The organism is Psychrosphaera sp. HA2-10 (assembly GCF_055693745.1).
Window position 1 is genome coordinate 141,677 of sequence record NZ_CM146341.1, and the last position, 13,143, is coordinate 154,819.

At 39.0% G+C, this 13,143-nt stretch carries 15 protein-coding genes; 8 read left to right on the top strand and 7 right to left on the bottom strand.

The genetic code is table 11. The annotated features are described in order from the left end of the window. Positions 1-10: 10 nt before the first annotated feature. Positions 11-1,219: a bifunctional phosphopantothenoylcysteine decarboxylase/phosphopantothenate--cysteine ligase CoaBC gene (gene coaBC, locus ACZ1GV_RS00655; protein ID WP_472674798.1), complete on the bottom strand. Its 1,209-nt coding sequence runs from the start codon at positions 1,217-1,219 to the stop codon at positions 11-13. 127 nt (positions 1,220-1,346) lie between these two features. On the opposite strand from coaBC, the gene radC reads away from it, so the two are divergent. Further along, positions 1,347-2,021, top strand: a complete 675-nt coding sequence (gene radC / locus ACZ1GV_RS00660) for a RadC family protein (RefSeq protein ID WP_472674799.1) — start codon at positions 1,347-1,349, stop codon at positions 2,019-2,021. Positions 2,022-2,046: 25 nt separating this feature from the next. Here the strand turns inward: radC and ACZ1GV_RS00665 are convergent, their stop codons facing one another. After that, positions 2,047-2,811, bottom strand: coding sequence for a glycosyltransferase family 25 protein (locus ACZ1GV_RS00665; protein WP_472674800.1), 765 nt, complete (start codon positions 2,809-2,811; stop codon positions 2,047-2,049). 74 nt (positions 2,812-2,885) lie between these two features. After that, positions 2,886-3,980: a glycosyltransferase gene (locus tag ACZ1GV_RS00670; RefSeq protein WP_472674801.1), complete on the bottom strand. Its 1,095-nt coding sequence runs from the start codon at positions 3,978-3,980 to the stop codon at positions 2,886-2,888. Between the two features lie 161 nt (positions 3,981-4,141). Between ACZ1GV_RS00670 and ACZ1GV_RS00675 the strand changes: the two genes are divergently transcribed. From ACZ1GV_RS00675 to ACZ1GV_RS00700, 6 genes are all read left to right on the top strand, one after another. Continuing rightward, positions 4,142-4,903, top strand: a complete 762-nt coding sequence (locus ACZ1GV_RS00675; protein ID WP_472674802.1) for a glycosyltransferase family 25 protein — start codon at positions 4,142-4,144, stop codon at positions 4,901-4,903. Positions 4,904-5,233: 330 nt separating this feature from the next. Then, entirely contained in the window at positions 5,234-5,470 is a 237-nt protein-coding gene (gene rpmB, locus ACZ1GV_RS00680; RefSeq protein WP_155696463.1) for a 50S ribosomal protein L28, read from the top strand. Between the two features lie 11 nt (positions 5,471-5,481). Next, positions 5,482-5,637, top strand: a complete 156-nt coding sequence (rpmG, locus tag ACZ1GV_RS00685; RefSeq protein ID WP_105050859.1) for a 50S ribosomal protein L33 — start codon at positions 5,482-5,484, stop codon at positions 5,635-5,637. Between the two features lie 341 nt (positions 5,638-5,978). Further along, complete coding sequence (locus ACZ1GV_RS00690; RefSeq protein ID WP_472674803.1) at positions 5,979-6,476, top strand: hypothetical protein; 498 nt, start codon at positions 5,979-5,981, stop codon at positions 6,474-6,476. Further along, complete coding sequence (mutM, locus tag ACZ1GV_RS00695) at positions 6,469-7,278, top strand: bifunctional DNA-formamidopyrimidine glycosylase/DNA-(apurinic or apyrimidinic site) lyase (RefSeq protein ID WP_472674804.1); 810 nt, start codon at positions 6,469-6,471, stop codon at positions 7,276-7,278. The genes ACZ1GV_RS00690 and mutM overlap by 8 nt, the downstream gene beginning before the upstream one ends. A 14-nt stretch (positions 7,279-7,292) precedes the next feature. After that, positions 7,293-8,663, top strand: coding sequence for an aldehyde dehydrogenase family protein (locus ACZ1GV_RS00700; RefSeq protein WP_472674805.1), 1,371 nt, complete (start codon positions 7,293-7,295; stop codon positions 8,661-8,663). Positions 8,664-8,705: 42 nt separating this feature from the next. On the opposite strand, the gene ACZ1GV_RS00705 is transcribed toward ACZ1GV_RS00700, so the two are convergent. The 3 genes from ACZ1GV_RS00705 to ACZ1GV_RS00715 are packed head-to-tail and all read right to left on the bottom strand — an operon-like array spanning position 8,706 to position 11,584. Then, a complete protein-coding gene (locus tag ACZ1GV_RS00705; RefSeq protein ID WP_472674806.1) occupies positions 8,706-9,011 on the bottom strand; it encodes a hypothetical protein in 306 nt (101 codons plus the stop codon). Between the two features lie 28 nt (positions 9,012-9,039). Beyond that, positions 9,040-10,395: an alanine/glycine:cation symporter family protein gene (locus ACZ1GV_RS00710; RefSeq protein WP_472674807.1), complete on the bottom strand. Its 1,356-nt coding sequence runs from the start codon at positions 10,393-10,395 to the stop codon at positions 9,040-9,042. Between the two features lie 10 nt (positions 10,396-10,405). Next, on the bottom strand, positions 10,406-11,584 hold the full coding sequence (locus tag ACZ1GV_RS00715) for an MFS transporter (RefSeq protein WP_472674808.1): 1,179 nt from the start codon (positions 11,582-11,584) through the stop codon (positions 10,406-10,408). 151 nt (positions 11,585-11,735) lie between these two features. Between ACZ1GV_RS00715 and ACZ1GV_RS00720 the strand changes: the two genes are divergently transcribed. Then, positions 11,736-12,275: a DUF3016 domain-containing protein gene (locus tag ACZ1GV_RS00720; RefSeq protein ID WP_472674809.1), complete on the top strand. Its 540-nt coding sequence runs from the start codon at positions 11,736-11,738 to the stop codon at positions 12,273-12,275. Positions 12,276-12,366: 91 nt separating this feature from the next. On the opposite strand, the gene ACZ1GV_RS00725 is transcribed toward ACZ1GV_RS00720, so the two are convergent. Next, the gene (locus ACZ1GV_RS00725; protein ID WP_472674810.1) at positions 12,367-13,014 is read right to left on the bottom strand and encodes a peptidylprolyl isomerase; all 648 of its coding nucleotides are present in this window, start codon (positions 13,012-13,014) and stop codon (positions 12,367-12,369) included. Positions 13,015-13,143 lie beyond the last annotated feature (129 nt).

The following is a 13,143-nucleotide window of genomic DNA, read 5'->3' on the forward strand; positions in this document are numbered from 1 at the left end:
ATTTGAATAATTAGTCTTTAGTTAATTGCTGTACAACAACATCTAGTAAGTCATAAGAGAGTTGTTTTTTAGAATTGAGAGGTAAGTCCTTACTTCCACCATTCCAATATACTTTTAACGCATTATCGTCAGAATTGAAACCTTGATTTGATACGGAAACATCGTTTGCACAGATCATATCCAAGTTCTTTTTGGTTAACTTCCCTAATGCGTACTTTTCAACATCTTGTGTTTCGGCCGCAAAACCAATAACAAAAGGTCTTTTTTTCGTTAATGACGCAACATCGGCAACAATATCTGGATTTTTAACCATATTGATTGTCATATCATCGTCATTCTTTTTGATTTTTTGTTGTGCACAAACTTCTGGGCGATAATCAGCAACCGCAGCACAGGCAATAAAAATGTCAGATTGTTGCGCAAGTTCTAGTGCAGCACTGTGCATGTCTTGTGCGCTTTTCACGTCAACTCGATGTGCCCCTGTTGGTGTGCTTAATGACACAGGTCCCGCGATTAAATTTACTTTAGCGCCTAATTCTACCGCGGCTTGCGCGATCGCAAAGCCCATTTTGCCACTTGAGTGATTTGAAATGTATCGAACAGGATCAATTGCTTCACGGGTAGGGCCTGCAGTAATCGTTAATGTTTTACCCGTTAATAATTTATTCTTAGTTTTAAATGCAGAAACCGTTCTTTCCACCATTTCGCTAGGCTCAATCATACGACCAGCACCGACGTCGCCACAGGCTTGTTCTCCAATAGCTGGTCCCCAAACATCTATTCCACGTGCCTTTAGTACGCTAAGGTTTTCTTTAGTTGCAGGGTGCGCGTACATTTGCTGATTCATCGCAGGGCAAACGACAACCGGGGCTGGGGTTGCTAAGAGTAGCGTGCTGGCTAAGTTGTGGGCTAGACCGGCTCTCATTGTGGCCAACATGTCAGCAGAAGCTGGAGCAACGACCACTAAGTCAGCCCATTTAGCAAATTCAATATGGCCCATTGCCGCTTCAGCATTTGGATCTAATAAATCTTCTGCAACAGGCTCTCCACTAACGGCTTGTAATGTAAGAGGGGTAATAAAAGCCTTTCCACCAGAGGTTAAAACAACTTTTACTTCTGCTCCACGCTCTTTTATACGGCGAATATATTCCGGCATTTTGTAGGCAGCGATGCCGCCACTGATAATCAATAAAATGCGTTTTAGGTTCAGTTCTGACATATATCGGTCGCTTTGAGTGGTTGTTAACCTAAAGCAGGCTATATTTTATATTCAAATTAGGTGCTTACTTTATCGGTTTTGAAACCATTTCACCATAAAAAACTCACTTCAATGGCAAGGAGGCAAAATGTCTATTCAACAATGGCGATTATCTGACCGTCCTAGAGAAAAATTACTCAAGTCTGGAGCGTCGTCATTATCAGACGCTGAGTTATTGGCGATATTTTTTAGAACGGGCATATCAGGGATGGATGCCGTTAGTTTGGCAAATTATACGCTCAATAAATTTGGTTCGCTCAATGGACTGTTAAGTGCCAATGTCGACGAATTCACTGCAATAAAAGGTATGGGACATGCGAAATATGTTCAACTGCAGGCCGTTTTGGAGTTGTCTAATCGATATTTTAGTGAAGTTATGAAACGCGATACCTTGCTAGACTCACCGCAAGCGGTACGTATTTATTTGCATCGATTGTTGCGAGACGAGCCTTATGAGCAATTTGTCATCGTGCATTTAGACAATCAGCATAGGGTAATCAAAAGTGAAGTACTATTTAAGGGAACCATAGACTCAGCGGCCGTTTATCCAAGGGTCGTTGTTGACTCAGTGATCAAACAAAATACCGCCGCTGTTATTTTTGCTCATAATCACCCTTCGGGTATTAGTGAGCCGAGCCAGTCTGACATAAGACTGACAGAACGCCTAAAAGACGCACTCTTATTAATAGATGTCAGAACTTTAGACCATTTTGTTATTGGTAATGAAGAAGTCGTGAGCTTTGCTGAGCGAGGCTTAATATAAAAACTTTATTTGATTACTCGAGCAGCTAATCGAAGTTAAAGTTATTTACGTCAAAAGAGATATGTTGGCGACGTCGATGCATTGCCCAGCGATACTTTAAGTTTCGCAGAAATGTCGAGCGACTGCTATGGCGACCTTTGTTTGTTTGAGCTATGTCACTTTTTTCAGGCAGTCCAAATTCTAGGCTCATTTCGACGGCATTAGGGCGTAGACCACAAACACTTAAATTAAAATCGTCGTAACACTGTACGTCAACATCAACTGGACGGTAAAAACGCTTTAAAGATAATAGCTTTGATGCGGCCTCGGCTGTTAACAAATAGGCCATGGTGCGGTTAGGAACTTTTTTGTAACTGACAACATTAAATTCATTATCGATTTTTTTTGTTTGAGCTGGCGTTACATTTTCAGTGTCTGATATTTTTAAAATATCCCATCCAGAGGACCGACTTATTAATTGTAAACAGTTAGGTAAATTATTATTTATGGATATATCGTCTTCTAAAATTAAGCCAAACTTAGCATTACTGTCTATTAATGCTTGCCAAGCTTTTCTATGGCTAACATAACAACCGATTTCACCCACAGTAAGGTTTCTGTGATGTAATTTCTTATTTGTTTGGGCATCGTAAACCGAGGCTATTTCTGTTGTCGATAATTGAGAGCCAACGGTGGCATCAATGCGTTGAAAAGAAAGATCAAGGGTATCGAGTTGTTCTTTAACGTCTTTCAAACGTTCACTACTCTGTTCCATGTTGATTAAAAAAATTGGAATACCACTATTATTCATTCTAACTCCGGCTTAAACGCCTCAAACTGATCTTATCCACTGGTATATTAGCACTAAGAATACAAGCAAAAAAATTATTCTATTAATTTTAAGTATTGTTGCGTAATTTTGTTTATCCCAACTTTATTAATTATTTCTAAATTATTTAATTCATAGTCTTGCGACAGCGCTTGACGAGCTTTTGTCGCTAAATCGCTTGGATTGTTAACTTCGGCTAAGTTTTTATCTAAAGGCCCCGTTAAAATTTCTCGCGGACCAAAGTCACAGTCAGTGCTCACTACTGGTGTGCCACATATTAGCGATTCAATTAAAACCATTCCTAGCCCTTCAAATTCAGAGCTAAATAACATTAGCTTGGCATTCTTCATCCAATTATATGGGTTTTTCTGAAATGACGGCGCAATAACTCTATCGGCAACGCCAATTTTATTAGCAAGCTTCATCACTTTTTTAGTATTTTTACACAGTACAACTAACTTAATATCAGGTATGTCCTTTAGAGCTTGAAACAAAATGTCATGGCGTTTTTGTTTTACGACTCTGCCAATGTGTAAAAGGTAAGGCTCGTTAGGAATTTCAACATTAGGTTGTTCCGATAACGTTTTAATTTTCTCGATATCGCATGGGTTGTATATTGTTTGGATGCTTTTGGGTGATATCCATTTACTGTGACGTATTTCATTGGCGACACCTTCGGAAACACAAATTAAATGCTTATTATCAAGTGCTCTTTTTTCGCGAAGTGTTCGCCAGTATCTAATTGGGTTAATTCGACCTGCTCGTTGGATTTCTTGATGCAACGAATTATGTATTACGTGATAAGTATTTCTAAAGTTACAACGACTTAATAAAAGGTTACTTGAGTCTAAATTAACCAAGTGAAGGTCGAATAAACCTATCTCGCTCTCGACCATAGAAACTTGCCGAGTAAGTTGTTTTGCAGATTTAACAATATTTAACGTATTTGTTAATTTGGCGCGTTTGGCTTTTGTGTCAAAGTGATGAACAACGACGCCCTTAGGAATAATGTAATCAATGATTTTTTCTAAAATAAAAAAGTGAACCTTGTGTGCTTGATTTACCATTTGTTCAGCTAAATCGAGCATTATGCGTTCTGCACCACCCCCACCTAAACTATCAATAAATATCGCTATGTTTTTGGAATCCATGCAGCCTTTCTTATAAAAAATAATGTGTTATAGGTAAGTCGAGTTAGTAGCTGAATGATAGGCTTTTATGCTCACTAAGTCTAACGTAGGGTGTTTTACGTGCTAGAGTTCATGCTGTTTAGTACGTATAATCGTCCTAGAATTTATACAAGGCTCAACTTATGACCACGACTTTTTATTTAATTAATTTAGACGGCAGTGATTTGCGTTTAAAGCAAAGTACAGAACGACTAATGGAGCAAGGAATTACTTTTGAACGTATTCCAGCGGTATTAGGTGTCGCTTTAAGCGAAGAAGAACGTAATAAAAACTACAGTCATAAACTAAATGAAAAACAGTATTATTACCCATTGTCGCCTGCACAAATTGGCTGTTACATGAGTCATAGAAAAGCCTGGCAAAAAATAGCAGACGGGGATGAGGCATTTGGCGTCGTGCTAGAAGATGATTTTATCTTACCGGGTGACTTAAACAAAGCCGTGGAAACTATAAAAGGCCTAGAATTTGATTGGGATGTTATAAAATTAGCAGCTTATGCAAATAGAGAACGACCGGTGGAATTTACTCACAAGATCAATGATCATTTTGATATCGTGGTACATAAAAAACCAATGAGTGGTGGGGCTGCCACAGCAATAACAAAAGCTGCAGCCAAACAACTGTTAGCATCGACGATACCGTTCGGGCGACCATGCGACACCGACATTCAGCACTTTTGGGAACGCGGCGTAGAAGTTCTATCGTTAATGCCATATCCTGTCTCTCAAGATATGAGATATGAGAGTACCATTGAGACAAAGTCGCATAAAAAAGATAAAAAACCAGTAAAACGACTGTTCCAACAAATTAGTCAACATTGGTTGAATACTAAAGCGGTAAAAGAGCAAGTGAAAAAACTACAAAAGCAATTGCGGAGTCACTAGGCGATTGCATTTTTTTCTTGCCATTAAAAAGAGTAAATAGCGGGTCCTTGATTTAAAAAGGGAAGTGAATAATTACGATCTTTTCTTTGTACTCGGACTCAAAAGAACGTAGAATACGCGCCACTAAATTATAGTCATATTGACGTTTAATCTATCAGTATTTGATTGTAAAAAGATCAACTAAGGGTTTTTCGTGGCATTAACACGAATTATCTTGATCTTTGTGCTCAAATTCTGTATAAATTGCGCCCTTTCAAATGCCCGGGCAAATAATTAGCCGTAAGGGTTAATTAGATTGGCGTCAGAATTTAAGTTTTGGAGTAAATTGACATGTCAAAAGTGTGCCAAGTAACTGGCAAGCGTCCAACAGTTGGTAACAACCGTTCACACGCTCGCAATGCTACACGACGTCGTTTCTTGCCTAACCTACAAACTCACCGTTTTTGGGTTGAAAGCGAGAAGCGTTTCGTTAAATTACGTTTATCTACTAAAGGTATGCGTATCATCGATAAAAATGGTATTGATTCAGTGCTTGCAGATATGCGTGCAGCTGGTCAAAAGGTTTAAGGAACTAAATCATGCGTGATAAAATTCGTTTAGTTTCAACGGCTGGAACTGGTTATTTTTATACAACTGATAAAAATAAGAAGTTAATGCCTGAAAAGATGGAAATCAAAAAATTTGATCCAAAGATCCGTAAACACGTGATCTTCAAAGAAGCTAAAATTAAGTAAGCTTCAAACTGATTCTATTGAAACTTTTGCAAAAGTTATAAAAACCCAGCCAAGCGCTGGGTTTTTTTATGCCATTTACTTTTGGTACTGACCATTTATCTTTACCGTTTAGCATTTATCATCCGCACTTAGCTTTTGTCACATTCAAATTCATAACTCATTATTCTATAAACACTTTTCTTAACTTAACTAAGAGGAGAAATGAGTGATGTGCAGTCTACTATTTTTATTGAACGGAATATTGAATTAAACGATACTGTATTTGGATAGTTTTTTGTGACAAACATTCAATAGTTGGTAGTTATGACGCATAGTGAAAAAGAATAGGAGGCAAAAATTTTATGGCTATTAGATTGTCAAAAAAAGGATGGAATAACGTTCTCATATTCTCTTGTATGTTTATGATTTTACTATTTAACTACACGAGTAATATGTTTGCTTCTAATACTGTAAAGACGTCAATTGAGCCTTTAGTTGAGTCAAGCCAGATAATCCAAGCGATCGACTTTAGCGGTATTGAAATACAAAGGTTAGGCGCAACGTGGCGAGTATTAAGTAAAATACCAACCGCCAATATCACGCAACCAAAAGAATTCATTGAAACTTGGTCAAAACAGCCTTTAGAGCAAATTCAGCAGTCGCCTATGGTTTTAGATAGTGCCATCTCAATTCCCGTTGTAGTATGGGTATCTGGAAAAAGTGAAGGACAAATTTATGAATTTGTCATCGATCATCAAGAACAGTCCGTATACATCCATGATAAAACCAAAGATGTTTGGTTTGCCTTGAAATACTCACAACTTTATCAATTTATACCAAGAGAAATAGTCGATGCCTGAATTACCTGAAGTAGAAGTTAGCCGACTAGGAATTACACCTCATATCGAAGGCAAGCAAGTTACTAAAATTCATGTTCGCAATCCCAATCTACGTTGGCCCGTGCCAAAAGAGGTAATGTTTGCAGAAGGGCAAACAGTAGATTCAATTGAGCGACGCGCTAAGTATCTTTTATTACACACCAAAGTGGGCTCGATTATCTTACACTTAGGTATGTCGGGTAATTTACGTGTTGTTGATAAATCTATCGCGCTGTTAAAACATGATCATATCGATATTGAATTTGAAAATGGAAAAGTATTGAGGTTAAACGATGCTCGTCGTTTTGGTGCTTGTTTATGGCAAGAAGTGAATGAACAACATGAGTTACTATCAAAATTAGGGCCTGAACCACTAACCGCTGCTTTTGATGATGAATTACTTTTTAAAAAGTCACGAAATAAACAAGTTGCAGTAAAAAACTTTATTATGGATAACCATGTTGTGGTGGGCGTAGGCAATATTTATGCAAATGAGAGCCTATTTAAAGCCGGAATAAACCCAACAAAGGCCGCAGGCAAAGTATCAAAAAAGAGTTATCAAGCATTAACCGAACATATTAAAGAAACACTAAAGAATGCTATTCAGCAGGGCGGCACAACACTAAAAGACTTTATTCAAACCGACGGCAAACCAGGTTATTTTGCACAAGAGTTGCTGGTGTACGGCCGCGGTGGACAAGATTGTATTAAGTGCGGAAAACAGTTAAACGAAGTAAAAATAGGGCAGCGAAGCACCGTATTTTGCGGCCATTGCCAACGATAAAAGAGTGGAAAACCATGGAATTTTTAAAGACGTTAAAAACAAGCTTTAACGAAGGTAAAACAAAACCCTTGTCGTGGCGAAAGTCTCAACTGTTAGCATTAAAGCGCTTGTTACTTGAGAACGAAAATGCCATTTATGATGCGCTTAAAGCGGACTTAAATAAGTGTAAATTTGAGTCTTATGTGTCCGAATACCAATACGTTTTAAAAGACATAAAACAAACTGTGAAGCATATTGCCAAATGGAGTAAACCTAGACACGTCGCGACGCCAATACTCGCGCAGCCTGGTCGTAGTTCAATTCGTCCTGAACCATACGGTACTGTACTTATTATGGGCGCATGGAATTACCCATTACAGCTTGTATTAAGTCCTATGGTTGCGGCAATTGCAGCGGGAAATTGTGTGGTATTAAAGCCATCTGAATTAGCAGAATCGGTTTCAGCTTTATTAGCCTCTCTCATACCCAAATACATGGATCAAGATGCTGTTGTCGTATATGAAGGTGGTGTTGAAGAAACAACTGCGCTATTAAAGCAACGTTTTGACTACATAATGTATACCGGCAGCGAAAATGTTGGAAAAATTGTCATGCGAGCTGCGAGTGAACACTTAACGCCAGTTACATTAGAGTTAGGTGGTAAAAGCCCTTGCATAATAGACAAGAATACCAATCTCAAAGTGACCGCAGATAGACTAGTTTGGGGCAAGTTTTTAAATGCGGGTCAAACCTGTATCGCTCCCGACTATGTGTTGGTTAATCGATCACAAACAGTACCGTTTATTGAAGCCTTAAAAAGCGCATTAGAAAAACAATATGGAAAAGATGCACAACAATCGGATGACTACGGCCGAATAATAAACGCTCGTCATTTTGCCCGAATTTCTGATTACATATCGTCGCAAAAAGACTCGGTAATAGCAGGTGGCACGGTTAACGAACATGAAAAATATATAGAGCCGACCTTGTTGCTAAATCCAAATTTATCAAGTGGCGTTATGACAGAAGAAATTTTTGGACCAGTACTGCCAATTATTGAAGTGGACTCTGTTACTGAAGCAATTGATTTTATAAATGAGCGAGAAAAACCTCTCGCTCTGTATATGTTTAGTAACGATGATAAAAATATCAAGCTGGTCACCCAAAGAACTAGCTCGGGTACTCTGTGTATCAACGATGCCGTAATATTTATGGTTAATCACAATTTACCATTTGGTGGGGTAGGGCACTCAGGTATGGGCAGCTACCACGGTCAATGGGGTTTCGACACCTTTAGTCATTTAAAGCCGATTATGCACAGAAGTTTTTGGGCGGATGCTCCGATACGTTATGCACCATATACTAAGTTAAAGCAAAAGTTGTTTAAGCTGATTGCAAAGCTTTAATTTATTACGGTTGAAGCGCCCAGAAAAAGGGTATTACAAAGGTTAATAGTCTAGGGCTGTGATCTCGGCTAAATCCTCTCTAAAGCCGTTATATTGGCAATATACGCTATCTTCAAAGCGCGCAATGATATTGTCAGTGCAATATTTATCGGCTACGTCCGCATCAATATAAATAAGATCGCCCGCGTTACAAGGATGCGGGCTTTTTCTTACGTATACGTTTTCACATTGCGTGTATTTAGGTTCGTAGTTTTTAGTAGAAAAGTCGTTAACTTTCACTTCCCAGAGATAAACTACCGCGACTGCAACAGCAAAAGCGATGATCACTCCGATTAACGACTTATTCATTTTTACTCACTTATATTAAGCGTGTCGACTACGCATCAAGTTTAGCAAAATACACTTTTGCCGCCGCTTTGACTTTTGGTGCCAAAATAAATGCAGACAACATGGTTGGAATAGCCATGAGGCCATACATGCCAATCATGAAGTTAAACACGACATCCAGAGTCACAATACAGCCAGCGACAATCGACAGTAAATAGAACCATTTATATAGATGCGCTTTTTCTTCGCCAACCATAAACGCAAAACATTTTTCGCCGTAGTACCAATAAGTAAACATAGTAGATGCGGCTAAAAAGAGAATTTGAATCGCAAGTAGAATCTGTCCAGTAAGCCCTAACTCTTGACCAAACACTTGCATCGTTAATTCAACGCCTTTAACGCCTTCTACATCTTGCCACATGCCAGATGCTAGAATAACTAGGGCAGTACAAGTACATATTAACAATGTGTCTATCATTGGACCTAACATGCCAACTAAGCCTTCTCGAATCGGCTCATCAGTTTTTACAGCGCCATGCGCTAATACTTCTGTTCCAATACCGGCTTCGTTTGAGAAAACACCTCGAGATACGCCGATAATGATCACCCCAAGCAAACCGCCAGATATCGCTTCGGCTTTAAAAGCTTGGACAAAAATACTAGAGAAAATCGCTGGTATTTCAGGTAGGTGATTAAATAATACGGCTAATGTCATAAGAAAGTAGCTAATCGCCATAATTGGCACTAAGCGGCTTGTTACATAGGCTACTCGTTTTAAACCACCTAAGATAACCGCGGCGACAAGTGCGGTAATAACAACAGCAATAATTGCGTTAAACATCATTGGGTTTGTTACCCAACTATCAGGGACTAATTCTTCTCTAAAGGCAGCGGTAAGCTGGTTCGCTTGAAATGATGGAATGGTTCCAAATAACCCAGCAAAGGCAAATAATAAGGCCAGTGGTTTCCAGCGCTTACCTAATCCTTCCATGATCACGTACATTGGACCACCATGAACATTGCCGTTTTTATCTGTACTGCGGAACATTACGCCTAACGAACAAGTAAAAAACTTGGTAGAAACACCTAGCAAAGCGGTAAGCCACATCCAAAATACGGCACCTGGCCCGCCAGCGGTAATTGCAAGCGCAACACCACTAATGTTACCCATGCCGACGGTACCTGCTAATGCGGCTGATAGAGCTTGTGCGTGAGTCAATTGACCTTTTTCGGAGTCATGGTCGTGTTTACCGGTTAACAAGCTAATGCCGTGAGACAAGTAGCGAAAAGGAATTAAGCGCGAGTAAATGGAGAAAAATATTCCACCGCCTACTAACCACACAATCATTGGCATTCCCCAAACAAAGTTGGAGAAAGCCGCCGTTACTTCAATTAACCATTCCATATAAAAAACCTTAAACGTTATTTTTGTTGTTCTTATGCCAAACATAAACCACCCACATTGTTAGTAACAACAATGGTACACACATGGTTAATAGGCTGTTCCAGCCATACGATTTGATAACCCAGCCTGCAGACAAAGAGGCAATTGCTTGGCAAGAGAACATTATTAAGTCATTAAAGCCTTGGACTTTAAATCTTTCTTCTGGCTCGTAGCTCAATGGCAACAGTGAGGTCGCCGATATAAACATAAAGTTCCAGCCAATCCCTAACAGTACCAATGACGCCCAGTAATGAACATACTCTTTTCCTAAAAAACCGATCATTAAACATAAAAAGAAGATTAACACGCCACTAATAATCATTTTTTTCTGTCCGAAACGTTTAACTAACGCACCGGTAAAAAAGGACGGTAAATACATAGCGATTATATGGCTTTGAATAACCCATTTTGTATCAGCCATATCAAATCCATGATGAACGTGCATGCTAATCGGCGTAGCAGTCATAATAAAGCTCATGACGCTAAAGGCGACGGTCGCAGAAATTATAGCAACTAAGAAAATAGGTTGTTTTATAATTTCGTTTAACGACCTTGGTTCGCCAGATACTTTTACAATCGACTTATGAACATCGACGTATTTAGACAGTAACAATATGGCCGGAATATAAAGCAAGGCCATGATGGCAAAAGAACCAGTAAACTCAGTGCTAAAAATGTCTTTACCAATGTAAGCAATTTCAGGCCCAATATAGGCCGCTATTAAACCGGCAATAAGCATAACGGAAATTGCTTCGCTGGCATGCTCATCGTTAACAGATTCCATTGCCGCAAAGCGAAACTGTTGGGAGTTTGCAATCATGAAGCCGAAGTTGAAGATAGCAAAACAGAACAACCAAAAATGTTGCAAGTAAATGGCATAACTCGTGATGAGGCAGTTAATCCCTCCCCAAGTCGCGGCAATTATAAACCCTTTTTTACGACCAATTGTCGACAACAACTTAACTGCGGGAAGCATATAAAAAGCAATACCGACTATCATGCAGGCAATAGGTAATGTTGCCAAAACTGGAGTGGGCGCCAGCTTAAGTCCAACAAACCCACCAACAAATACTACAACAGGACCGATGGATCCCATTAAGGCTTGAGATAGCATCAAAAGCCAAACGTTTTTATGCATATTTACAAACACTATGGCTCCAAATATATTAAGTTCGATTCAATTAGACATTAGTTGCGAAATCAGTCTATTATTTAAACAGTAGTTAAGGCTTATAAAAAGCGCGATGCATTATCCTCACTGGACTATGTGAAAATTAGATATGTAACGCAAGGGGAAAAACATGAAAATTAACAATCTTTTGTCTTTAATTGCAATTATGCTGGTATTTCCGAACTCAGTACATGCAAATGACTCCAAGGTCACTTTTAAAAACCCTGATGAGTTTAGAGATATTCGCTCAGCAGATCAAAGTAAGAGAAAATTTCAAAAATCGTTACTTAATAAACTATCTTCTTACGTGGAAAAGCTATCGAAGGATTTACCTGACGGTTATTCAGTACATATTGCATTTACCGATATCGATTTAGCTGGACGCGTGGATTATCAATTTGATATGAGTAGAGAACTTAGAGTTATTCGCCACCAAGACACGCCAAAACTTGAATTTGAAGTACAATTGCTAAAAAACGGACAGGCTGTCTCAAAAAGTAATGTAGAACTGAAAGACATTGCCTTCATGGATAAGCCAGTATTTATAGGCATAAGAAATGACACTCTCCGCTATGAAAAGCGTATGTTAAAAGAGTGGTTTGAAAGCGATTTGATTTCGCTGATCGAAACTTGGAACAAACAGCAAAATAATGTGATGCAAGCTGTATAGTGCCTCAAAAGTAAAATTTTATGAAAAAGAGCGGTACCATTGGTCCGCTCTTTTTGCATTTGTTAACGACTATTCAAATTGTGTTTGATAACTAACTACAAGAAGCTTCACGCACCGAATTGATAACCACCGGTTCAACAGGCACATCACTCATACCACCAACACTACCTGTGGCCACAGATTCAATGGCATCCACTACATCCATGCCATCTATTACGCCACCAAACACAGTGTAGCCATACCCATCAGAAGCGTTTGGCTGGTTTAAAAAGTCATTGTATACCGTATTAATAAAAAACTGTGAGGTTGCAGAATTAGGCGCGCTAGTTCGAGCCATTGCAATTCTACCACGATAGTTTTTAAGGCCGTTTCGAGATTCTATCTCAATAGGCTGCCCCGTTTCAGGTCGGTTCAATCCTGCATCAAAACCGCCACCTTGGATCATAAAGCCTTTAATTACGCGATGAAAAATTAGATCATCGTAAAAACCAAGAACGGCATAATTCTTAAAATTTGCAGACGTTTTTGGGGCATACTTTTCGTCAATCGCAAGAGTAATGTTTCCAAGACTAGTAACCATTGAATAACAGGCGTAATTACCGCGTGAGACGTCTATTGCAGCGGTATCATCATTTTGCAAAACAGGGTAACTTGGTGCTGGTGGGGGAGTTGACTCATCTGAACCACAGCTAATTAACATTGATAAAGATAAAGCAGATACTAATAGTGAACGAAGCATGTACAAATTCCGAAGTTGTTATTTTTATATCCCGAGTGTACGTAGTTCACGCAACCACCTCAAGCCCATCTACCATAAAAAAATAGCTCTGTTATGATAACCCTAATCATTTAATAAAAGAGCACAACT

Excerpts from the sequence above, each read along its gene's own strand:
- coaBC (WP_472674798.1), bottom strand. The coding sequence starts at position 1,219 with ATGTCAGAACTGAACCTAAAACGCATTTTATTGATTATCAGTGGCGGC.
- radC (WP_472674799.1), top strand. The coding sequence starts at position 1,347 with ATGTCTATTCAACAATGGCGATTATCTGACCGTCCTAGAGAAAAATTA.
- ACZ1GV_RS00665 (WP_472674800.1), bottom strand. The coding sequence starts at position 2,811 with ATGAATAATAGTGGTATTCCAATTTTTTTAATCAACATGGAACAGAGT.
- ACZ1GV_RS00670 (WP_472674801.1), bottom strand. The coding sequence starts at position 3,980 with ATGGATTCCAAAAACATAGCGATATTTATTGATAGTTTAGGTGGGGGT.
- ACZ1GV_RS00675 (WP_472674802.1), top strand. The coding sequence starts at position 4,142 with ATGACCACGACTTTTTATTTAATTAATTTAGACGGCAGTGATTTGCGT.
- rpmB (WP_155696463.1), top strand. The coding sequence starts at position 5,234 with ATGTCAAAAGTGTGCCAAGTAACTGGCAAGCGTCCAACAGTTGGTAAC.
- rpmG (WP_105050859.1), top strand. The coding sequence starts at position 5,482 with ATGCGTGATAAAATTCGTTTAGTTTCAACGGCTGGAACTGGTTATTTT.
- ACZ1GV_RS00690 (WP_472674803.1), top strand. The coding sequence starts at position 5,979 with ATGGCTATTAGATTGTCAAAAAAAGGATGGAATAACGTTCTCATATTC.
- mutM (WP_472674804.1), top strand. The coding sequence starts at position 6,469 with ATGCCTGAATTACCTGAAGTAGAAGTTAGCCGACTAGGAATTACACCT.
- ACZ1GV_RS00700 (WP_472674805.1), top strand. The coding sequence starts at position 7,293 with ATGGAATTTTTAAAGACGTTAAAAACAAGCTTTAACGAAGGTAAAACA.
- ACZ1GV_RS00705 (WP_472674806.1), bottom strand. The coding sequence starts at position 9,011 with ATGAATAAGTCGTTAATCGGAGTGATCATCGCTTTTGCTGTTGCAGTC.
- ACZ1GV_RS00710 (WP_472674807.1), bottom strand. The coding sequence starts at position 10,395 with ATGGAATGGTTAATTGAAGTAACGGCGGCTTTCTCCAACTTTGTTTGG.
- ACZ1GV_RS00720 (WP_472674809.1), top strand. The coding sequence starts at position 11,736 with ATGAAAATTAACAATCTTTTGTCTTTAATTGCAATTATGCTGGTATTT.
- ACZ1GV_RS00725 (WP_472674810.1), bottom strand. The coding sequence starts at position 13,014 with ATGCTTCGTTCACTATTAGTATCTGCTTTATCTTTATCAATGTTAATT.